This is a genomic window from Bacillus sp. Au-Bac7 (genome assembly GCF_021341655.1).
GTDB lineage: Bacteria > Bacillota > Bacilli > Bacillales > Cytobacillaceae > Niallia.
On sequence record NZ_JAJTTG010000026.1, the window covers coordinates 19,816 to 39,116 of the forward strand.

The 19,301-nt window shown below is 34.7% G+C and carries 22 protein-coding genes; 11 read left to right on the plus strand and 11 right to left on the minus strand.

From position 1 onward, the window contains the following. Nucleotides 1-71: 71 nt before the first annotated feature. Nucleotides 72-890 carry a helix-turn-helix domain-containing protein gene (locus LXM54_RS26820; RefSeq protein WP_233319274.1) on the minus strand — a complete coding sequence of 273 codons (819 nt, stop codon included), beginning with the start codon at nucleotides 888-890 and terminating at the stop codon, nucleotides 72-74. Nucleotides 891-1,028: 138 nt separating this feature from the next. On the opposite strand from LXM54_RS26820, the gene LXM54_RS26825 reads away from it, so the two are divergent. The 5 genes from LXM54_RS26825 (at nucleotide 1,029) to hepT (ending at nucleotide 3,766) form a co-directional block, all read left to right on the plus strand. Next, entirely contained in the window at nucleotides 1,029-1,388 is a 360-nt protein-coding gene (locus LXM54_RS26825; RefSeq protein WP_233319276.1) for a hypothetical protein, read from the plus strand. 273 nt (nucleotides 1,389-1,661) lie between these two features. Next, complete coding sequence (locus LXM54_RS26830) at nucleotides 1,662-1,937, plus strand: HU family DNA-binding protein (RefSeq protein ID WP_233319278.1); 276 nt, start codon at nucleotides 1,662-1,664, stop codon at nucleotides 1,935-1,937. A gap of 560 nt (nucleotides 1,938-2,497) precedes the next feature. Next, on the plus strand, nucleotides 2,498-2,632 hold the full coding sequence (locus LXM54_RS28150) for a hypothetical protein (protein WP_267913503.1): 135 nt from the start codon (nucleotides 2,498-2,500) through the stop codon (nucleotides 2,630-2,632). Beyond that, a complete protein-coding gene (locus tag LXM54_RS26835) occupies nucleotides 2,629-3,018 on the plus strand; it encodes a type II toxin-antitoxin system death-on-curing family toxin (protein WP_233319280.1) in 390 nt (129 codons plus the stop codon). Before LXM54_RS28150 ends, LXM54_RS26835 begins: the two co-directional genes overlap by 4 nt. A 343-nt stretch (nucleotides 3,019-3,361) precedes the next feature. After that, a complete protein-coding gene (gene hepT / locus LXM54_RS26840) occupies nucleotides 3,362-3,766 on the plus strand; it encodes a type VII toxin-antitoxin system HepT family RNase toxin (RefSeq protein ID WP_233319282.1) in 405 nt (134 codons plus the stop codon). Between the two features lie 61 nt (nucleotides 3,767-3,827). Here the strand turns inward: hepT and LXM54_RS26845 are convergent, their stop codons facing one another. Beyond that, nucleotides 3,828-4,028, minus strand: a complete 201-nt coding sequence (locus tag LXM54_RS26845) for a recombinase family protein (RefSeq protein ID WP_325169599.1) — start codon at nucleotides 4,026-4,028, stop codon at nucleotides 3,828-3,830. 466 nt (nucleotides 4,029-4,494) lie between these two features. On the opposite strand from LXM54_RS26845, the gene LXM54_RS26850 reads away from it, so the two are divergent. Then, nucleotides 4,495-4,740 (plus strand): hypothetical protein, encoded by a 246-nt coding sequence (locus LXM54_RS26850; protein WP_233319284.1) that lies wholly within the window; start codon nucleotides 4,495-4,497, stop codon nucleotides 4,738-4,740. A gap of 278 nt (nucleotides 4,741-5,018) precedes the next feature. Here LXM54_RS26850 and LXM54_RS26855 read toward each other — a convergent pair whose 3' ends face one another. The 6 genes from LXM54_RS26855 to LXM54_RS26880 form a co-directional block, all read right to left on the minus strand. Further along, on the minus strand, nucleotides 5,019-5,546 hold the full coding sequence (locus LXM54_RS26855) for an Imm6 family immunity protein (RefSeq protein WP_233319286.1): 528 nt from the start codon (nucleotides 5,544-5,546) through the stop codon (nucleotides 5,019-5,021). Nucleotides 5,547-5,558: 12 nt separating this feature from the next. Then, entirely contained in the window at nucleotides 5,559-7,538 is a 1,980-nt protein-coding gene (locus LXM54_RS26860) for a ribonuclease YeeF family protein (RefSeq protein WP_233319289.1), read from the minus strand. A 541-nt stretch (nucleotides 7,539-8,079) separates the two neighbouring features. Continuing rightward, the gene (locus tag LXM54_RS26865) at nucleotides 8,080-8,457 is read right to left on the minus strand and encodes a hypothetical protein (RefSeq protein WP_233319292.1); all 378 of its coding nucleotides are present in this window, start codon (nucleotides 8,455-8,457) and stop codon (nucleotides 8,080-8,082) included. Then, complete coding sequence (locus LXM54_RS26870) at nucleotides 8,444-8,866, minus strand: hypothetical protein (protein ID WP_233319294.1); 423 nt, start codon at nucleotides 8,864-8,866, stop codon at nucleotides 8,444-8,446. Before LXM54_RS26870 ends, LXM54_RS26865 begins: the two co-directional genes overlap by 14 nt. Before the next feature lie 1,006 nt (nucleotides 8,867-9,872). After that, nucleotides 9,873-10,163, minus strand: coding sequence for a GNAT family N-acetyltransferase (locus LXM54_RS26875; RefSeq protein WP_233319295.1), 291 nt, complete (start codon nucleotides 10,161-10,163; stop codon nucleotides 9,873-9,875). A gap of 633 nt (nucleotides 10,164-10,796) precedes the next feature. After that, nucleotides 10,797-11,135, minus strand: a complete 339-nt coding sequence (locus LXM54_RS26880; RefSeq protein ID WP_233319297.1) for a winged helix-turn-helix transcriptional regulator — start codon at nucleotides 11,133-11,135, stop codon at nucleotides 10,797-10,799. A gap of 105 nt (nucleotides 11,136-11,240) precedes the next feature. On the opposite strand from LXM54_RS26880, the gene LXM54_RS26885 reads away from it, so the two are divergent. Then, nucleotides 11,241-11,624, plus strand: a complete 384-nt coding sequence (locus LXM54_RS26885; RefSeq protein WP_233319300.1) for a RidA family protein — start codon at nucleotides 11,241-11,243, stop codon at nucleotides 11,622-11,624. A 372-nt stretch (nucleotides 11,625-11,996) separates the two neighbouring features. Here the strand turns inward: LXM54_RS26885 and LXM54_RS26890 are convergent, their stop codons facing one another. After that, nucleotides 11,997-12,605 carry an NAD(P)H-dependent oxidoreductase gene (locus LXM54_RS26890; protein ID WP_233319302.1) on the minus strand — a complete coding sequence of 203 codons (609 nt, stop codon included), beginning with the start codon at nucleotides 12,603-12,605 and terminating at the stop codon, nucleotides 11,997-11,999. A gap of 124 nt (nucleotides 12,606-12,729) precedes the next feature. Here LXM54_RS26890 and LXM54_RS26895 point away from each other — a divergent pair, with 124 nt between their 5' ends. After that, nucleotides 12,730-13,104 (plus strand): winged helix-turn-helix transcriptional regulator, encoded by a 375-nt coding sequence (locus tag LXM54_RS26895; RefSeq protein WP_233319305.1) that lies wholly within the window; start codon nucleotides 12,730-12,732, stop codon nucleotides 13,102-13,104. A 553-nt stretch (nucleotides 13,105-13,657) separates the two neighbouring features. On the opposite strand, the gene LXM54_RS26900 is transcribed toward LXM54_RS26895, so the two are convergent. Continuing rightward, a complete protein-coding gene (locus tag LXM54_RS26900) occupies nucleotides 13,658-14,131 on the minus strand; it encodes a nuclear transport factor 2 family protein (RefSeq protein WP_233319307.1) in 474 nt (157 codons plus the stop codon). A 672-nt stretch (nucleotides 14,132-14,803) separates the two neighbouring features. Between LXM54_RS26900 and LXM54_RS26905 the strand changes: the two genes are divergently transcribed. Further along, nucleotides 14,804-15,394, plus strand: coding sequence for a TetR/AcrR family transcriptional regulator (locus LXM54_RS26905; RefSeq protein ID WP_233319308.1), 591 nt, complete (start codon nucleotides 14,804-14,806; stop codon nucleotides 15,392-15,394). 73 nt (nucleotides 15,395-15,467) lie between these two features. Continuing rightward, nucleotides 15,468-16,838: an MFS transporter gene (locus tag LXM54_RS26910; protein WP_233319311.1), complete on the plus strand. Its 1,371-nt coding sequence runs from the start codon at nucleotides 15,468-15,470 to the stop codon at nucleotides 16,836-16,838. 480 nt (nucleotides 16,839-17,318) lie between these two features. Here the strand turns inward: LXM54_RS26910 and LXM54_RS28375 are convergent, their stop codons facing one another. Next, entirely contained in the window at nucleotides 17,319-18,173 is an 855-nt protein-coding gene (locus tag LXM54_RS28375) for a group II intron reverse transcriptase (RefSeq protein ID WP_325169600.1), read from the minus strand. 199 nt (nucleotides 18,174-18,372) lie between these two features. Between LXM54_RS28375 and LXM54_RS26920 the strand changes: the two genes are divergently transcribed. After that, the gene (locus LXM54_RS26920; RefSeq protein ID WP_233319313.1) at nucleotides 18,373-19,068 is read left to right on the plus strand and encodes a class I SAM-dependent methyltransferase; all 696 of its coding nucleotides are present in this window, start codon (nucleotides 18,373-18,375) and stop codon (nucleotides 19,066-19,068) included. The last annotated feature ends 233 nt before the right edge of the window (nucleotides 19,069-19,301 follow it).

Sequence of the window (19,301 nt, forward strand, 5' to 3'; positions counted from 1 at the left end):
ATAAATGTAAACTAGCTTATGGTAGAAATTGGGCGGGTTTGCGTCTCCCCTTCGAACTGAAGGGGGCTTTTCTACAATTGTTTTCTATATTGACTGGGTGTACAAGCCATTAGTTTTACAAAATTACGATAAAATTGAGTTTCTGAGGAGAAACCAACTTCATTTGCTATTTCTAAAATGGTTCTATTTGAGTTTTCTAATAACTCTTTTCCCTTATTAATACGTAATATTAAAATATATTGATGAGGTGTAAAATTTATAGTCTTCTTAAAAGTTCTTAGGAAGTGGTATTTACTTTGTTTAGATATTTTAGATAAATTCTCAATGGTAATTTCTCTTGCATAATTTGAGTGGATATAATCTAGGACGTTATTCAGATGTGTATCAGATAACAACTGGTGTTTAAGGTCTTTATTTTGTTGACTGCCTTTTAGTGTCTTAAAAAGGTAATTAAAAATAGTATTTTCTACATCATACAAAAATGTATTAGAATTTTGATTATCGCTAAATAAGTATGGTGATAACCACAACTTCATGTTGCTTTTTAAATCATTTATAAAGAGATTTTGTTCTTTGGAAAATTCTATTTCTTGCTTAATTAAAAAATTTTCTTTAGCCCAGTTATTAAACACATCACTTTTAAAGCCAATAATCAAAAAGGAACTTGGAGTACTATTTATTTGATGACCGTGTACGGATAAAGGATTAGCTATAATTGATTGCCCACATGATAAAACTGTCTCTTTATTTTCTATTACAGTATTTAGTTGTCCTTTAATGGGGATAGAGATCTGATAAACATCATCATGTGTATGAATAGAATCACACCAATTTTGTCCACTAATCTGTAGGAACTTTACGTTTGGTAACTTTATGTGAAAATCAATCATCTTAAATAGGTTTTAAACTCCTTTCTGTATCTAAAATTGCTCTTAATAAAAGCAACTAATGTAATGTTTATTGTTTAATTTTACTTCATTATTAATATAAAGGTAAGTTACTTGTATTAATTTATTGAGGTGAAATTAATGATGTTTAAGAAGAAATGTTATTTAGTTTATGGGATTGCGCCTAAAGATTTGAACGCTAAAGGATCAAATTTTGCTTTGAATGAATGGATCAAAAATAAAGCATTAGGAAAAGTAATTTACCATGAACATTTTGCAAACAAACCACTAGGTGGTATTGCGGTTTTGGAAGTTAACACGCAGGAAGAACTTAATAATTTGAAAAATGAATATAAGGAAAAAGACTCTCACCTTTATGGTTGGAATTTAAGCTGTCATCCATTAATTCATACTAAGGATACAGAAGGTTTTATTTATCAGACACAATATACACTATCTACTTATCGTGGAATTAATATGACATATAAAATTGATAATTAGAATTTTACTAGCAGCCAATAAAATGGCTGCTTTTTTATGAGTGTAATATGGCATGAATTATGTGTTTAAATTGTAAGTTTGTGAATCAATTCACTTAAACAAACGGGGGCGTTAGTTGAACAAAAAGATCTCATCAACAGTAAATATTACGTCACATAAGTAATAACATTTGAATAAGTCTCGGATTGATTTTCTTTATAATTGCGAATTAAAAAAGTTTGTGGAATACTAAAAGAGTTCTACTTAAGGACTGATTTTAGGAGGTACATAATTATGAACAAAACAGATCTTATTAACGCAGTAGCCGAAAGCTCTGAACTATCGAAAAAAGATTCAACTAGAGTAGTTGACTCCGTAATGGAAACAATCACAACAGCATTGAAAAATGGTGATAAAGTAGAGATTATTGGATTTGGAGCTTTCTCAGTTAGTGAACGTGCGGCAAGAAAAGGCCGTAACCCTCAAACTGGCGAGGAAATTGAAATTGCAGCAAGCAAAGTACCTTCATTTAAAGCAGGAAAAAAACTGAAGGATGCTGTTAAATCATAAGAACAATGCATGGCAGAGGATTTATCCTCTGCCTATTTTTTATACATTTTTAAATTTCTTCAAACCAAGTGTTGGGTTGCGGCGGGTTCCAAGCACTAATGACTATGAATTCAAAAATAATAAGAGAGTATTTGACGTTTAACAGACAAGAGAAGAAGGATTAGCAATGAATATATAAAACAACAAGTCTGCGTTAAATGTCTATTTAACGAAAAGTTAAACAGTAAAAACTTTTGAACATTAAATTAATTGTATAAAGTATTTCGTTATCAAATTAGCAAGGAACTAATTCATATTAAAATACTTGGGAGCAGGTCAAAAGGATAAATCTAGATTTTGACCTTTTTAAAAATTTACAAATTGAGTTTTTATTGAATACGTTAAAATATTGCAGATTTAAGTATGTGCACGTATGGTCCAGTTCTTGATTTTCACCAAATGGTGAAGATGTTCAAAAAATATTGAATTTACTAAGAAGAGAAGTTTAAAGGGAAAGTAAGTATGTAGCTTTCTTTTTTGGTATAATAAAGTTAAGAATTTAGGAGAAAAAGGGTGATGACATGAGCGAATCTAAAAAGAACCAAAAAGACGAGAAAAATGAAGAGGTTCAGTTAGAAAAAAAGATTGATCAAGAAGCCTTAGATGTTGTTTTTCGATTGTATGACGAAACCTTCAAGGATTTGGTGGAAAGATGAAGTATCTATCTGCTGAGATAGCATTTGAGATTAATCGAAAGTTAATTGAAAGATATAGCGAAGGGGAAATGGTCGGAATTAAGGAGCCTAATTTATTAGATAGTGCAATTAACCGTCCGTTTCAAACCATGTTTGGTGATTCCTTATATAAGGACATTTTTGAGAAGGCTGTCGCTTTGTTTGAATCCATTGCAAAAAATCATGTTTTTCACAACGCAAATAAGCGAACTGCTTTTGCTTGTATGACTTACTTTCTTTTCATTAATGGTCACGTTTGTGTAATGAATGAGAAACATGCAGCGGATTTAACAGTGGATTTTGTTACAGGGAGAATAACTTTTGAAGAGACAGTAGGAATTATAAGGAAAAATACGTATCATAAGTAAGAAGTCGGAGCCTCGAGTTAAGCGAGTCTCTTTTTCATATGTAGATATAAATTATGTGGTTTAATAATAAGATGTACAATTAATTACTATTCGTATAATCCATATTTTACGAATAGTTGAGAAGGGTTAAATAATAATTAAGATGATTGGTTGTGACTTTTACAAAGATTTTAAAAGTCATATGGACGTAACTTGGTTTGCTGAGTAAAATATATTTATCTTCTTGCAAACGAATTGGTGGCTGTACTGTGATTGGCCATAATTTTAAGTCTTATTATTTTAACCTTGGATTGCAAAATTGTCATTAGTTTCTTAAAACATATTAATGAGAGTGTGATTATATATGAAAAGTGATTTAATCTTAAATAAGGTGTCTATAATTGAACGCTGTATTAGACGAATATATGAAGAATATAGACAAGATCCTAAAAACTTAGAGAATTATACCAAGCAGGATTCGATAATTTTAAATCTACAAAGGGCTTCTGAGGCAAGTATTAATCTCGCTATGCATATAGTTGCTACAAAGAAGCTAGGACTTCCTTCTATAACTATTGATGCTTTTACAATATTAGAAACAGAAGGAATTCTATCTCCTATTCTTTCTAGTAAAATGAAGGATTTGATTTCGTTTAGTAAGGAAGCTGTTCAAAATTTGAATGGCATAAACTTAGTTAATCTACAAACAATCTTAGATACTCATTTAGTTGTTTATTTTGAGTTTACCAAGACAATTGTCTTATATTAACTAATAAACCATAAACATATTATGTTAACTACTATTCGTAACAATTGTGTTATACGAACAGTTATTCTATTTTTCTTTTATAATTCCTAAGCTCTTTAGCTCTCTTGATTCCTTTCATCTGCCTCTCCCTGGCTATATCCATTTCAAATTGCGCGACAGATACCAAGGTATTCAAAATAAGTTCTCCCACCGGAGTATCATCTATCATGCCCATGTTCAGCACTCGGATAGCCGCTCCTTTTTGGCGGATAGACCTAATAATCTTTAAACCGTTCTCTCATGTTCTGGCAATTCGATCTATCTTTGTGACAATAATTAAATCGCCTTTTTCAATTGTCTCCATCATTTTTTCAATTGCTTCTGTTTGCTGTTCTGCCAGTCACTTTCTCCCCAAAAATTTTTTCACATCCATGCCCTTTTTATATTGTTCTCTTTGAATAGTGTTGTCTTGCTTCGTGGTACTCACTCGCGCATAAACGTATATCAAAAATCTTTGCCTCTTACCTGGTAAGATCTATAAAATTATAGCAAATTTTTGGATTACCTAATTGGAATAGATAGAGTTTTTCTAGAGATTAGTTGGAGACTCTCCCAAAAAGATACTGTTTTTTGGGAATCTATTTTAAATATAAGATTAGGTTTCATGAAGTTGGGGGAATTTTAAATTTATCTCGCTTTAATTTATAACCAGTGCTACATTTACTTAGATAGAGAAGGAGTTTTGAGTCATGGCGCATATTAATTTCAAATCAGTATCAAGAACTGATAGCATTGGAGATTCAGGAAATCCAACAATCACAATGAATCTAATAGCCACTGTTGAAATACTAGGTTTAACATTTCCTGTAACAGTTAGTTATGAAGATGGTTCCGTATTCTATGATGATGAATATGTAAGAAAGCAGCTTCGGGATGCAAAACTTACTGCTATGTTCCGTCCAACCCTTCGTGAATGGATGAAGAAACAAGTATAAAAAATCTTGTGTTGCTAGGGAGGTCATACTTGAAATTTAAATTGGTTTCATGGATGGTTATAGGGTTAAGGTTTCTATACACTCCTGGCAATATCATTTCAAAACAAAGAGGGTGTACCATTGTTGGCATACCCTCTTTACTTTTCATTATGTTTATAGAGGTCGATTATTTCTTTTTCAAACATTATCATTCTCTCCTTTTGTTAAACTACTTAAACAGCATCTTGTAATAAAAAAATCACCCTAACCAAAAGTTAGAGTGATTTTATATGTGTTGCTTATACTAAATTTTCAGGTGCTACTTTCACTTTTTTGTGCTCTAATACCACCAGTGTTTCTTGAATACCAAATTCCTGTGTTTCTAATAAGAAAGTTATTAATCCTTCTGTAATGGTTTTATAAGAATCTGTGATTTGATATAAACCATCCAAAAATTGTTCCAGAATGTTTTCATCAACATTTTCAATGGGGGCAGGTAAATACTCTTGACCCTCATATTGAAACGCCTTCCAATTAGTATAGGAAACAGCATCTACAATGCAGCCAAATGCTAATTCTTTTGTTTCATCAGTTTCATCTTGCATAAGCATAAAGAGACCAGTTTCCTCTGTACCATCGTCTAGCAAGTTATAAATATCATCAGCTGAATACCTCTTATATTCGACCCATTCCCAACATGCTTTTAAGGCAGTCTTTACAGCACCATAATTTGCTGAAGTAGTTAATATGTTTGACACACCATCACTTAATAAAAGTAAAAACATAACCTGCTTGTCCGTGTTTAATTCTTTAAATTTACTTATCATTTCATCCTCCACTTATTCAACGAACTGACCATTTTGCAGTACGAACTCTTGTTTACCTGACACTCGTACACCGTCTTTTACCTGAGTTGTTACTACTATCGATAAGTTCGGATACTTATCCGTAAATTGTTTAAAAATACCTGCAGCTTTCTTTGGATTAGATATCCCTTGAGTACAAATTGAACATACACCTGTTGGATTTGATTGATGCATATAAATGGTTCCTTTTACATCATTAGGATCTATTCCCAACTCTTTAATAGCTGCATCGAATTCTGCAATTACACCTTCTTCAGCGTGTTTTAGAAATTGAATATGTCTTGGGTTGGTTTGACTGTATGGTGCTTGTATATCACGGTCAGGGAAAATATCATCCAAGTCTTTCAAGCCAGCTTCTCTTCGAACTTTAATTGAACCACCTTTAAATACTTTATCTTCTAATCCTGGTATATCAGCTGCCTTTCCAACCGCTATAGTATGGGTTTCAGGAACTTTCCACTCTGCTCGGATATCATCCAAATCAGAATCCTTCAACACAGTTTCTACTTTAGCTTTACTTACCTGGTTGCTGCGTCCTGATAACATACTCAACAACTCTTCTTTTTCGCTATTCATAGAACCTAAGTTTAGAGACCTCGATTCACGATACTTATTAACATTTCCAACACCATCTGCCACTCTTAACTGCGGACCAAAATTATTCAATTGATTACCCAAATCATCTAACCAAGCTTGGGTTACATCTCTTCCTTGTTTCCCCAGCTGAACAGAAGAATTTACAGCCTGTTGTCCTAACCTATTAGCTTCTTTAGCCATACTTGGTACGAATGGTAAACCAGCAAAAATACCCTGTGCAAGACTAGCTTTTCTCTGCTCATCTGTTAATTCGTTACCCAACATGTCTTTTCCTGTTAGATATTCAGACAGACCATTTGCAGAAATAAGGCCATAAATACCCATCTCCGTTTTTTCTAATGTAGAAAAGGAACGAACATTCTTGTAAGCACTCATCGCATGTTCAGCAGCACTAACACCCTTAGTAGCGGAGTAAATCCCTTTACCACCTTTTACAGCTCTTCCAGCCCAACCCACAACAGGAATGAATCCAGCTAAAGCCATGGCACCGGCAGTAACTCTTTGAGTAGTAGAAAGCTTTTCTCCAGTTACTGGATCTACTCCTTCAGTTCCCCTTTTATAATCATAATACCCACTAAATTCTCCTGCAAATGTTTTGGTACCTTCCCAAAAATCTTCATACCAAGGGCGATTTTCTATTTCTCTGGCTTCTTTTTCATCTTTCTTAAACGTCAGATAACTATCGGTAACTTCTTCTGCTTCTGACTTTACTTGGTATGCTTCACTAGCATGAAATGCTTCGGAATTAAAGTTAATAGGAGTAATAGTGCTACCTTGCTTAGTCGCTTCTAACAAAGCACCAAATAATTGGATTACATAACCTTCTTCTCCTTCAGAAGAATTATATTCCTCCTTTAGCTCCTGATCTAGTTCATATACAACATCTAGTGTTTTGGTTCTTTTCTTATGTATGTCTGCCATTTTGTCATCGAACTCGGAGCGGGAGAAAGAGTCTAATGATACTAAATCATCTATTTCTCGAAAGATATTGTCTAAAGCCCTCTTTTGCTCCGTAATCATTTCATCTGCTATTCTTTCCTTTTGAGAAACGGCAGTTTCTAAGAAGTCTGTTTCGACTCTTGTATTGCCTCCTAGGTCCTTATCTTGGAGTTTGTCGGCAACTCCTTCAAAAAAAGCAATTTGCCTGTCTATGAGCCGCTGCCAGGCTTCTACAACATCAATTTGACCTTGGTAAAAACCTTTTATAGCTTCAGCACCTTTTCCTTCAAAGTCATCTAAATCAACTATTTCACTAAATGCCCTTTTTAGTTGAATAAATTGCTCTCTTAGATTTTTGTAATGTTTTGCTCTAGCTTCCATAGAATCTTGTAAACTAGAAGAATCTAAAATTTTCATACTATCTCCTCTCCCTTTTAAGGATTAGAAAAATCACAATTAATTTTACCACTTATATGGTAATAGCTCATCGAACTAATTACTTAAAAAAAGACACTTCAATCTAAGTTGAAATGTCTTTTGTAATATATAAAGTTAAATTCTTAGTTGGTTTTTAACTTTTCAAAACGATGCCCATAATTGGCTTTGCGCCGAAAAACAACTATCCCTGTGTTTTCTTCTCCAGTAGGCTTTTCATTATTAATGTTTAAATTAATTTTTTTGGGGGTTATGATCCAATACCTTTGAGTATTTGATTCGTATTAAATAATTTATTGCGCTTCATCCAATGTGATAACAAGGCGCGCGGTAATACCAAACTTGTGTATATTGATCACTCGGAATATCTCGCGCAACTAGCGATTGCCAGTTGGATTGCCTTTGGAATTACAAGTAAAAGAACACCGAAAATGTAAAATGTATAAATCGGTATCTTTTATTCTTGGTATGGTTTTTGTTATATTTACCCAAATAAAAAAGATGCAGATTGCTCCACACCTTCTTATCTTCCCATGAATCTTTTATAGACACTATCTGGATTATGACGATGTCCAAAGCCATGAAGATAGATAACTCCATTCACTTCCCGATATATCGTACGCAAATCGGCTGGATGTTTCTTTACTCTTTTACTTTGATAGTGGTAAGAACGGTATCCCGCATAATTATCTTTAAGTTCCCCACCAATTTGAGGTTTTCTTCTGATTAGAATAAGTGAGCGAAAAACATTGTCAGCAGCTGAATCGAAATCTGGTTCATTTGGAAAAACATTGGCTAAAGCTACAACGTCCGCAATGACATCTGCAGGTACATGTTTAATACCTGCCATTGTAGTAATTCGACCAATCGTTTCTGCTATTTTTGTATTACTTATCGCCATCTAGTGGAGCCTTGAACTTTTCTGGATTAGACAAGAAAAGGGCAACTGCATCTTGTGCAGATTCTTTTCCACCCATAACAAAATCTGATTCCTTACGGTGCAAACGATGTCCATATAACGCTTCAACTTCTGCTGTTTCGAGTTCTGCTTCTAATTCTGCTTGAGTTTTTTCTAATACTTCCATGTAGGTTACCATCGCTTCATATACCTCCGGCTTGAGTAAAATTGCTTTTGTTTCGTTGCGATCAACGACCTCCATTGCAGATAATCGGTCCAAATCTTCACGCCATTGTGTTGAACGTCCTAGCTGTGTGACACCTACTCTACTTCCCATTTGGAAACCATGACGGATTTTTTGTACTTCTTCAATTGCTTTGGCAGACAATTTACTCATCTCCTTCTCTTTCATATTGTTTTCACCTCCCATTATATATTATAAATATGTAACTGTACACTATTATGTGTAGTTAAGTGTATATTAGAATATGTCTATTTTTGTACAATTATTATGTTCAATCTTGTTGACTTTTAGTCAATAAAAAAAGACAGCCCTATGGCTGCCTTATATCTTTTGGCTAAGCTGAATCATTATAGAAGCCCTTTGCTCTAAAAGTATGATTTTCACAATTTCTTGACCCAGCCAAGTTTATTGTTAAGTGTAATTAGCTATATAATATTCCAGTTATTAAAAATGCTAAAGATCAATCTTAGCCATAATGAGTAAAGTCATATGCTGAGGGGAATTTCTACTTAAAATGGTATATTATCTATAATAAATATAGATAATAAAATTACCCTAGTCTTAAAGCATCATTTAAATCTGATGTTATTCTAATGCTATTTTCCCAGCCCCTGCAAACGCTTTAAAACAGCTTCAATAAATTGGGATGTATCAATAAAGTTCGATTGTATAGAAGTTTCTAAATGTAAGTCCTCAAGATAAGTAACATTTGGTATATGGCTTAACTTCTTCTTTAATATAGAAGGGGAGTAGACTTCCCAGTCTCTATTTTCTTTATGTTATCCCTTAAGAGAACCCTAATTAACCTGCCAAGTTTCTACCATAAGCTGCGTTTTCAATTATTACAGGAATGCTCCCACGTTTCTACCATAAGCTAGTTTTTTTATTTATTACAGGAATGCCGACCTGTTTATTCCATAAGCCAAGTTTTCGTTTGTTACAGGAATGCTGCCAAATTTGTGCTATAAGAATGATTACAGGAACTCTGGACATATAGTTTTAAAATTAACATGTTTTTTCCTTCATTAATCAAATCCCCTTTAATTTAACAACATTACGGATATTATTCAGATGGAGATAACATTTTAATAAAATATTTTGGGGATTCCGTAAACCCTTGACGCATATAAAACCTATGTGCATCTATTCTCCTTGAGTGGCAATGCACTTCGATTCAATCGCAATTTCTCTTTATAGCTAAATCAGTGCAATATTCTTCAATCTTACGTCCTATCCCCTTACTTCTGATGTTCTTATCAACCGCAAGGTAACTTATCCTTGCGAAATCTCCTTTTACAGCTAACTGAGGTATAAAATGAATCGAAATTAAAGCTATAACACTCTGATCTTCTTCAAATACTAATAATACCTCATTCGGATTACTAAGAAGTGTTTCAATTTTTTCCTTTATAAAAGTTCCCGTATAATTTTTTATTACCGCTCCAGATGCTATTCTAAAGGACACACATCCTCCCCCCTTTAAATCCCCTACATTATCTTATTGCACTATCCTGTCCTGTTTCTTCCATAAACTAAGTTTTCATTTATTACAGGAATGCTGCCCTGTTTGTTTCATAATATTTATTACAGGAATGCTGCCCCTTAGGACCAAAACAATGAGGTTATATATATTAAGTTATGATCCTTTATTGAGATTTCCTAATAAAATATAGTAAGGAATTTTTGGTTTTATTAAACAATAAATAATTATAAAAATAAGCCGATATATATATTGTCCAACACGAGAGTATTATCTGCCAAATAATACTCTTTCTTTCAGAAAACCTTAAAAGCCTACTTTCCCATCCCTGGTGAACTGGTGCTTTTAAGGTTTTTTCACATAAAAATTGGATTAGCTGGACACAATTTTAAAGTAGCAGCAAGAGTCTGTCTTGCTACTTTTTGTTCTTTAAAAAGGAACTAAAAAAAGAGACGCGTTGCTATAAACTGGTCTCTTTTTTGTTTCTATTTGTATACTCAAATAAATCTTAAAACACTACTCTTTAGTACTTATCAACTGTTTTCTGTTCTCTAATTTAAGTTACTGAATTAGCCTCACTCTGTTCCAAAGTAGTTCCCATTATCTATACAAAAGAAGTTAATTATCACGGTTTTTTTCTCCCCATTCACATAACTGTTCTAAAACAGGGAATAGTGTTTCTCCTTTATGCGTAAGACTGTATTCCACTTTAGGAGGGATTTGAGGATATTCTTTTCGTATAACCATCCCATCTGCTTCCAAATCTTTAAGTTGTGAACTCAATGTTTTATAGGTGATAGTTCTTAATCTTCTTTTCATCTCATTAAAGCGAACGGGTTGATTTTCCGAAAGGAGATACAGAATTAGCATTTTCCATTTCCCTCCAACAACTGACAAGGTATATCCGAAAGGTGTCTCTTGGATATTACCCTTTTCTTCAAAATCAGCCATACTCATATTAACACTATCCTTTCTGGTAGTATCTATCTAAAAAGTGCGTACTATTTTTTTCTTTGTATTCATTTTATACTTACCTTACTTTGAAATAAAGGAGAGAAAAAAATGACTAATGTTAAAACCTACAATCACAACCTATGGGATCATGGCATTACCCAAGGATACAGCGTCAACGGTACTATCTACATTTCGGGTCAATTTTCACACGATAAAGATGGTATGTTTGTTGGCAAAGAGAGTATTGAAGCTCAGACTCGACAAACATTTGAGAACCTCGATCGAGTATTGAAGGAAATGGGTGTCACGAAGTCCAACCTCGCTTATGTGGAAATCTTTCTAACAAATCCGCAAGAGCACTCCGAGGCAGTCATTAGTCTGTTCAAGGAATATCTAGAACAACACAGACCATCAGGCAGTCTCATCGGTGTGACTTACCTGGCGTTCCCAGAGCAATTGATTGAAGTCATGGCTGTCGCACACACTGATTAAACAAGCTACATTTTAAACACAAAGTAATTATGTCAACCATATTTAGGTCATATTATAACAATTAAATCTGTAATGATTTTGAATTAAATAAAAGAAAGTATCATTACAGATTATTGTTATCTGTAATTCCTTATTGCTTATGTCATAAACCTGCCATGTTTTTACCATAAGCTAGACATTTATTTAGTACCAGGAATGCTACCAAGCTTGTTACATAAGAAAATGACTTCCCTATTTAACTAAGGAAAGCCACAGTACAGTTAGTTTAATTAAGGTAATATAAATGGCAATAACACAACAATAAATCCTAAAGCCAATAAAATTTCTCCCAAAACTTTAATTTCATAGGTAAGTTACGTCTCAAATGTCCACTCAGGTCTGTATAGACCCTGGTTGTTTCGCAATTTGTTGGGGTATTTCTTCTAAAAATTGTTTCCTCTTCTCATCTGTTGTCAAGTTAACTCTAGAAAAATGTATCCATTTGGTATATTCATTTTTAATTCCTAAGTCATCTAGAGTTCGGTTAATGAAAACTCCCTGAATAGCATTTCCCGCTTCAGATTCAATATACTCTTTATCCGTTGTAGAAGTTGAAATGACCGTTGTTTTTTTTATATTGGTCAATAATCCTATCAGGGCACCTGTTTGTTTATCTTCTAGGAAACCAAAGCCACTCAACATCACTTTATCAATGAACCCTTTTAAAATAGCAGGTAAATCCCACCACCAGACAGGAAATATAAAAATCAACTCAGTTGCCTGGCTTAATTTTTTCTGATATTCCTTAACTAATTCGTAAGGCGTTTCACCTCTATTGAATAGCTTCAATTCTTCACTCGTAAACACGGGATTAAACTCGTCTTTATAAAGATCGATTACTTGAAATTTTTCTCTCTTATCTTCTAAGTCATTCGTTATCGAAGTTAAGATTGCATGATTAAAACTTCCTTCCCATGGATGTACATAGACAATTGTTTTCATTATTATTTCCTCCTTTTTTCCTTCCTTAGCATCATACTTTAATGTAAATTCATTTTATTGTATTCTATAACATGCTACAAGTACGGTAATTAAAGTGCGATACTAACCTAAAGGAGAGTGCTAAATGGAAAAAGAATCTTATGTATTTAATGGTCATTTGAAGGATACTGGTTTTGGATATACTTTGTCATTAATTGGTGGAAAATATAAAATGACAGTTTTATATGCTTTATATTTAAACAATAACCCTATTCGTTATAACCAGTTGAAACGGATGCTTGGCAATATTTCTTTTAAAACATTAACCAATACACTAAAGGAGCTTGAGGGTGATCAACTAATTAATCGGAAAGAATATCCTCAAGTACCTCCAAAAGTAGAATATAGTTTATCGGAAAAGGGACTATCACTAATACCTGTATTAGATGCAATTTGCTTTTGGGGAGAAGAAGAATTAGATAAAAGAAATGAGGTCACGATTAACTTGAACAATAAATAAAGAAGACTGTCTGGTTATCAACTGTAAATAACACCTGTCGAATCGAGTTAAGGAAATAGAGCAGTTAATCATCATAATGAAATCGTTCATATTCGAATAATGCTTTGAAATCCTTCCCATTTCCATTCAGCTATAAATTGCGGATCCTCAATTAGAGCCATTGGGAAATTAACATGGTACCATCACCTCTTTCAAGAAATGGTACCATGTTTATTATAAGAGATTATAATGAAAATGCATGGGTCTCAGCGTATGCTGATGGTCGCATCTACGCCTTTAACGTTGGTTACACAGTTCGTAATGGACGGAGGAAACTCATTCGACTACGCGATCACAGAGCAAGCCCAGGTGATGTCACGCTTGCTTAACGGAAGCCTTTCTGCTTGCACCACCGTCGATCCACTCTGCGATCTTGTACGTCGTTGTACCGTAGAAACCCATTAGCGCGAAGCAATCGAACACGGCACCATGATGGTCCGAATTCATTTGTCGCTTTTCGTGCTACTGTCGGCGGCGAGCATAGGCATCAGCATCGCCAAAACATGGCCTCTCCTCAGCTCCCAAAAGTCACGCTGTGGTCAGGATCGGCCTGCACGTCGTGGGGTGTCAGCGCCTCGATCGCTACCAACGGGTTCCAGTAATCCCAGTAGTGGGTGATGAGCGCGTCGTCATCAGTCCGAACGACGGAGATGCACGTTTGCTCGTACGGCTTGCCGGTTGGAAGCGCCGTTCCCGTCGAGCGGAATTCGGCGATCACCAGATTCGGATCGACGGTCTCGTGGAACACAAGGTCGACGAACTCCACGTCAAAGGTCTTGGGAAAGTTGCTCATGTGAGCAAACAGTGCGTCTCGTCCCGTTACTCGTTTGGGTACACCGGCCGGCGCATACGGGAACTCGAGCACCGCGTCCGAGGCAAACAGCTTTAGCCATTCGTCGACGTGTCCTGCAGCGGTAAGACGCAGGTGCTCGGTCAGGGTGTGCCGGGCAGCGGCGCGGCGGGTGTTATCATCTTTTTTCAATGTCATGTTATGTTCACTCCTTGGATAGTGGTTGGTATTCGACTGTTCAAAATAACATAAATAAATTATCTTCTTCATTCCATTGGTATTTATCACTTTGTTCTATGAAACCACCACCCTTCAAATCTAAATGACAGTCAGTACTTACTGTCACAATGTGGACAAAAAAATTGGGATTAAAGCCTTAGTGAATATCTACACAACTTATATCTTTTTTCCACAATTATCAATTGCTGCCAACAGTATTTTATCCATTGTTGCTCAAATTCCCACTCCTACTCATTCGATCTCCTTTTCCTTTGACTGTCAGTGGTGACTGTCATTTTAAGGACATATTATCTTAGTTTATATTATATGTCAAGGCTCATTATAAGAACTCTGGCCTCAGGATCCGCCTGGCTCAGTATGCTCTGACCCTTTACCCACAGCTACTCATATTGTTTTTGAAATAAGGCGGTATTGAGCCGCTGCTGATGGAACCCAAGTGTCTTTTCTTTAGAATCATGTGAACGATAACCGGTCCGAGTTTGTTGGATTGACACTTTTAACGACACCTCTCGATTTAATATGAGGCATCTTTTTTCATTCGTCTCATTTATATTTGACAATGTTATGTACTTTAGCTACTATAACAACAATGACAGTGTTTGCTGACATGATTAGAAAAGAGGAATGAAGATGTCTAACAATACAAAATTAAGCAGTAGGGAGAAATTAATGACGGCTGCCATTGACTTAATTTCAAAAAAAGGCTATAGCAGTGTAACAACTCAAGAAATTGCTACTTCTGCTGGTTTAAGTGAAAAAACATTGTTTCGCCAATTTGGAACGAAACAAAACTTATTAGAAACAGCCTTTGACCATTATCACTATTCAGAAGAAATGGCCAAGATATTTAATGAAAGGCTCGTATGGGACCTACAAACGGACTTAACATTGATCTGTAGAACATATCATGAAATTATGAATCGTAATCGAAAAATGATTATGATTAGCTTGAAAGAAGAAGATAATTTACCTGGCTTCAGAGAACGAACAATAAAACATCCTCGTCAACTGATGGAGGTTTTGACCAATTATTTTAAAACTATGTATGATAAAGGAAAATTGATTGAAACGAATCCGGAACTACAAGCTTTTTCATTTATGTCCCTGAATTATGGTACATTTATAAATCATCTGAATGCAGGATCTTATTTTCCAGCTCTCTCTTTAGAAGATATTATTAAAGAGTTTGTATGGCTATTCTCTAGGGCCTTAACTCCCTAGTTTTTTCCAACATTGTGACAGTAAGCACTGACGGTCATTTGTTTGGTTATTCATAGAATCGAGGAGAATTTAAATGAACAGCAAAGCTGCTACAACAAATAAAACAGGCCAACTTTTACTCCGTGTTCTAGTCTTCACACTTATCATTTCAGTTATGAACGGAACGATGTTTAATGTGGTATTGCCAGTAATCAGCAAGGAATTTGAACTCACCGCATCACAAGTAACTTGGATTGTCTCAGGTTACTTGATTGTGTATGCCATTGGCACAGTAACCTATGGGAAATTATCAGATAAATTTAGCATTAAAGCTTTAATTACGTTTGGTCTTTTACTTCTCGCGGCTGGGTCCATTGTGGGTGTGGTGGCTACACAGTATTGGATGATCATCGTTGCGAGGATCTTGCAAGCTGCTGGTGCGGCTGTGATACCTGCGTTGGCCATGATAATTCCTGTTCGTTTTTTTTCACCTGAGAACCGTGGTCACGCTTTGGGAACTTCTGCAATCGGTACTGCTCTTGGATCAGCACTTGGTCCCATTATTGCTGGATTCGTCTCGAGTGCTTTAAATTGGAAATTTCTCTTTGTAATACCTCTGCTCTCTCTAATCACGTTACCCTTTTATAGAAAGTATTTGGATGATCTGCAAGTGACAAACGAAAAGATTGATTATATTGGCGGTATTCTGTTGGCAGGAACAGTATCCACTTTCTTACTGGCACTTTCACAATCAAATATCTGGTTCTTATTAAGTGGATTAGTCATCTTAGTTTTGTTTATCCTGCGAATTCGCTATGCTTCCGTTCCCTTCGTGAATCCAGTGATATTTAGAAATAAAGAATATTCGATGGGGATGGCCATTACATTTGTACTCATCGCGGTTGGGTTCGGCATCCCATTCCTGACACCGCTTATGTTATCGAATGTTAATGGTCTGTCTCCTGCATTAATTGGATTCATAATGTTGCCTTCAGCCCTTGTTACAGCGTTTCTTGGTCGAAAGGGCGGAAAATTAGCTGATGAGAAAGGGAATCCTTTTCTACTGTATACTGCCTCAACACTGCTTGTTGGTGGTTTTATTATTCTCTCTTCAGTCGTAGGGATGTCACCTACGTATACTCAAATTTTCCTCACACTAGGTGTACTGGGTCAATCTTATATGCAAATTGCTATGTCAAACACCATTTCACGTACCTTGCCTAAGAATGAAATTGGAATTGGTATGGGGTTGTTATCGATGTTTAACTTTATTGCTGCAGCAGGATCTACGGCTGTCATTGGTAAGGTACTTGACGGTGGAACAAGCACTGTTCAATTAAATCCGTTTGTACATGATAAGGTTGCTTTTGTGTACAGTAACATTTTGCTGGCTCTAGCCGTGATAGTCGTTGTAATGACAGTTCTTTATTATTATAAGTTTGGACGTAAATCCAACAATAAATAAAATAACAATATATTTGAAAGGAGATGAAATCAACGAAAAATGTGTTCTGAAAGTTATTAAGTTTAGATGGAAAAATTCACGCTTAAGAATTAGTGCCGGCTTTTTAAAACAAATATATGGAGGTAAACTATATAAAAATTGCAGCAGTAGTTGGAAGTTTAAGCAAAGATTCCTTAATCTTAAAATCGAAGGATTTATTTAAAAAGGCACAAGCATGATTTCAAAGCTATTCTGGATTTGCAAGAGATTCTTTTCTACACCAAACTACTGAAGATGCACTTCCTTAACCCGTTAAAAACTTTCTTAAGAGACAGATTTTCAATTATTCCATACACTTATTAATACAGATAGGTAAGGGTTTGAAGTTATCGCTCCCTTTTGTCGGGTAGAAGGGCAACCTTTCAGCCACCGTCCCCCCTAAGAACCGTACGTGTTAGTTTCCCAACATACGGCTCAAGCATGCCTTTGTCCAAGCTTTGGCTAGATTAGTCTTGATAGTTTCTTGTTTTTGATATACCTCTTCACGCTTTTGAGTTGAATATCATTTGGAGTTTCTCCTTTTGCGGGGAATACCTTGTGGTATTCAAGGTGACAAGAGATATGAACTAATTCTAGATTTTTATATTCATTACTTCCGCCTTTAACTCTAGGGATTTTGTGATGTGTTTCTAACCCTTCAGAACCATCTGCTATTGAATGGCTACATATAGGGCATTTGTATTTTTGCTTTTTAGCTACCTTCTGCCTATAAGCTACATTATTTTTATCGAACTCTTTAATATCACGTTTCTCAAAGTATCCTTTTAAGTATTTGTTAAAAGGACTGTAATCATATTTGATTTGTACGTGCCTTAAAATCGGTGTCCAAGACATCCTTTTGAGTTGGTTATTAGTTATAGGATCAGTAAGTATCCACTTACTCTTACTTTGACCACTTTTGTCTGGTTTATAATACCTTTGACTAATCCATCGCCAACTCTTTTTTGGGTGTTGTAGCCTTCTTAGGAACTTGTATTGGGTTCTCCATATATGAGAATCCATTTCGGCAAAGACTTCTTTGGCGACACTTGGGCTCCAATTATTTGCTGTACCTATGATTATAGGATTAAGTGTACTGACAAGTACTTGTACGTTTTTTCCATAGAATTGTCTTGTTTTATCGATTACTTTCTTTTTAGCAGCTTTGATGCTATCTTTAGAAGGTTTGATAAGAATTTTATTCCCATTGTGAGTTTTGTATTTTCTTATGTTAAAACCTAAGAAATCAAACCCATTTTCAATATGATTTACTTTAGTCTTTTCTAATGCTAACTCTAAACCTCTAGTTGTTGTAATTACGTGAGCTAAAGCTTAAATAACCAGAAATATCATTAGTTCTAAAATATAAAAATCCCAATACGTATAATGCTAGGTTTTATAAACTTCCTCTATGTACCAATAACAGTTGGTTATCAATTATTGAAATAATTGTTATTTTCATTAATATTCAATATTCAATATAATTAAAAATAATAATATATAAGGAGGAAAATGGATGATACATATGAATGATTCAAAAAAAGACATTATACAGAAATTTGATCAAGGAGCGAACCAATATGATAATCAAAGAAGTAAATTAATTCCTTGCTTTCATGATTTTTATTCTATTCCCATCTCAATAATAAATAGCCCTTCTACAACCCCAAGTATACTTGATATTGGTGCAGGAACTGGTTTGTTTTCATCTTTGTTACTGAAAAAATTTCCGAAAGCCAATATTACACTTATTGATATATCTGAAAAAATGCTAGAGGTGGCAAAAAAACGATTTTCTAACTGTTCAAATATAAGTTACCTTATCCACGACTATACATCATGCAAGTTTGAAAGTAAGTTTGACATCATTGTATCATCCCTATCCATCCACCATTTAACTCATATAGAAAAGAAGAATTTGTATCAACGAATTTATACTCAATTAAATGATGGAGGCATTTTTGTAAATGCTGACCAAGTTTTAGGGGACACAACCTTTCTTGAAACTCTTTATAAAAATGATTGGAAAAATAAAGTGGAGAATAGTGGATTGTCAGAGGAAGAAATTCATGCTGCTTATGAACGAACTCAATTAGATAAAATGTCGACATTAGCCGACCAAATGGAATGGTTGAAAGAGAGTGGCTTTAAGGACGTTGACTGTATATATAAATATTTTAACTTTGTTGTATTATTTGGTAGAAAGTCTTAAATATTTTTGTCTAAAAAAGACCATTTACCATTTTCAAAAGAATGAAGATGGTCTTTTTCTTATTAAACAAAACTCCCTCAATAAACAAACACTTATCTCTTAATTACGCAGTTTTTCACCATATTGCTATCTAACTTGTTTTACTTTACAGATTTGATTAGAGAGAAACGAACACCAATCAAGCTGTTTACGAAGAAAATGAGCGCAAGAAACTAGCCAGCCTTCGGTTCATT

What these genes read in the sequence shown, in the direction of transcription:
- LXM54_RS26820 (WP_233319274.1), bottom strand. Translation starts at nt 890, where the DNA reads ATGATTGATTTTCACATAAAGTTACCAAACGTAAAGTTCCTACAGATT.
- LXM54_RS26825 (WP_233319276.1), top strand. Translation starts at nt 1,029, where the DNA reads ATGATGTTTAAGAAGAAATGTTATTTAGTTTATGGGATTGCGCCTAAA.
- LXM54_RS26830 (WP_233319278.1), top strand. Translation starts at nt 1,662, where the DNA reads ATGAACAAAACAGATCTTATTAACGCAGTAGCCGAAAGCTCTGAACTA.
- LXM54_RS28150 (WP_267913503.1), top strand. Translation starts at nt 2,498, where the DNA reads ATGAGCGAATCTAAAAAGAACCAAAAAGACGAGAAAAATGAAGAGGTT.
- LXM54_RS26835 (WP_233319280.1), top strand. Translation starts at nt 2,629, where the DNA reads ATGAAGTATCTATCTGCTGAGATAGCATTTGAGATTAATCGAAAGTTA.
- hepT (WP_233319282.1), top strand. Translation starts at nt 3,362, where the DNA reads ATGAAAAGTGATTTAATCTTAAATAAGGTGTCTATAATTGAACGCTGT.
- LXM54_RS26850 (WP_233319284.1), top strand. Translation starts at nt 4,495, where the DNA reads ATGGCGCATATTAATTTCAAATCAGTATCAAGAACTGATAGCATTGGA.
- LXM54_RS26855 (WP_233319286.1), bottom strand. Translation starts at nt 5,546, where the DNA reads ATGATAAGTAAATTTAAAGAATTAAACACGGACAAGCAGGTTATGTTT.
- LXM54_RS26860 (WP_233319289.1), bottom strand. Translation starts at nt 7,538, where the DNA reads ATGAAAATTTTAGATTCTTCTAGTTTACAAGATTCTATGGAAGCTAGA.
- LXM54_RS26865 (WP_233319292.1), bottom strand. Translation starts at nt 8,457, where the DNA reads ATGGCGATAAGTAATACAAAAATAGCAGAAACGATTGGTCGAATTACT.
- LXM54_RS26870 (WP_233319294.1), bottom strand. Translation starts at nt 8,866, where the DNA reads ATGAAAGAGAAGGAGATGAGTAAATTGTCTGCCAAAGCAATTGAAGAA.
- LXM54_RS26880 (WP_233319297.1), bottom strand. Translation starts at nt 11,135, where the DNA reads ATGAGTATGGCTGATTTTGAAGAAAAGGGTAATATCCAAGAGACACCT.
- LXM54_RS26885 (WP_233319300.1), top strand. Translation starts at nt 11,241, where the DNA reads ATGACTAATGTTAAAACCTACAATCACAACCTATGGGATCATGGCATT.
- LXM54_RS26890 (WP_233319302.1), bottom strand. Translation starts at nt 12,605, where the DNA reads ATGAAAACAATTGTCTATGTACATCCATGGGAAGGAAGTTTTAATCAT.
- LXM54_RS26895 (WP_233319305.1), top strand. Translation starts at nt 12,730, where the DNA reads ATGGAAAAAGAATCTTATGTATTTAATGGTCATTTGAAGGATACTGGT.
- LXM54_RS26900 (WP_233319307.1), bottom strand. Translation starts at nt 14,131, where the DNA reads ATGACATTGAAAAAAGATGATAACACCCGCCGCGCCGCTGCCCGGCAC.
- LXM54_RS26905 (WP_233319308.1), top strand. Translation starts at nt 14,804, where the DNA reads ATGTCTAACAATACAAAATTAAGCAGTAGGGAGAAATTAATGACGGCT.
- LXM54_RS26910 (WP_233319311.1), top strand. Translation starts at nt 15,468, where the DNA reads ATGAACAGCAAAGCTGCTACAACAAATAAAACAGGCCAACTTTTACTC.
- LXM54_RS26920 (WP_233319313.1), top strand. Translation starts at nt 18,373, where the DNA reads ATGATACATATGAATGATTCAAAAAAAGACATTATACAGAAATTTGAT.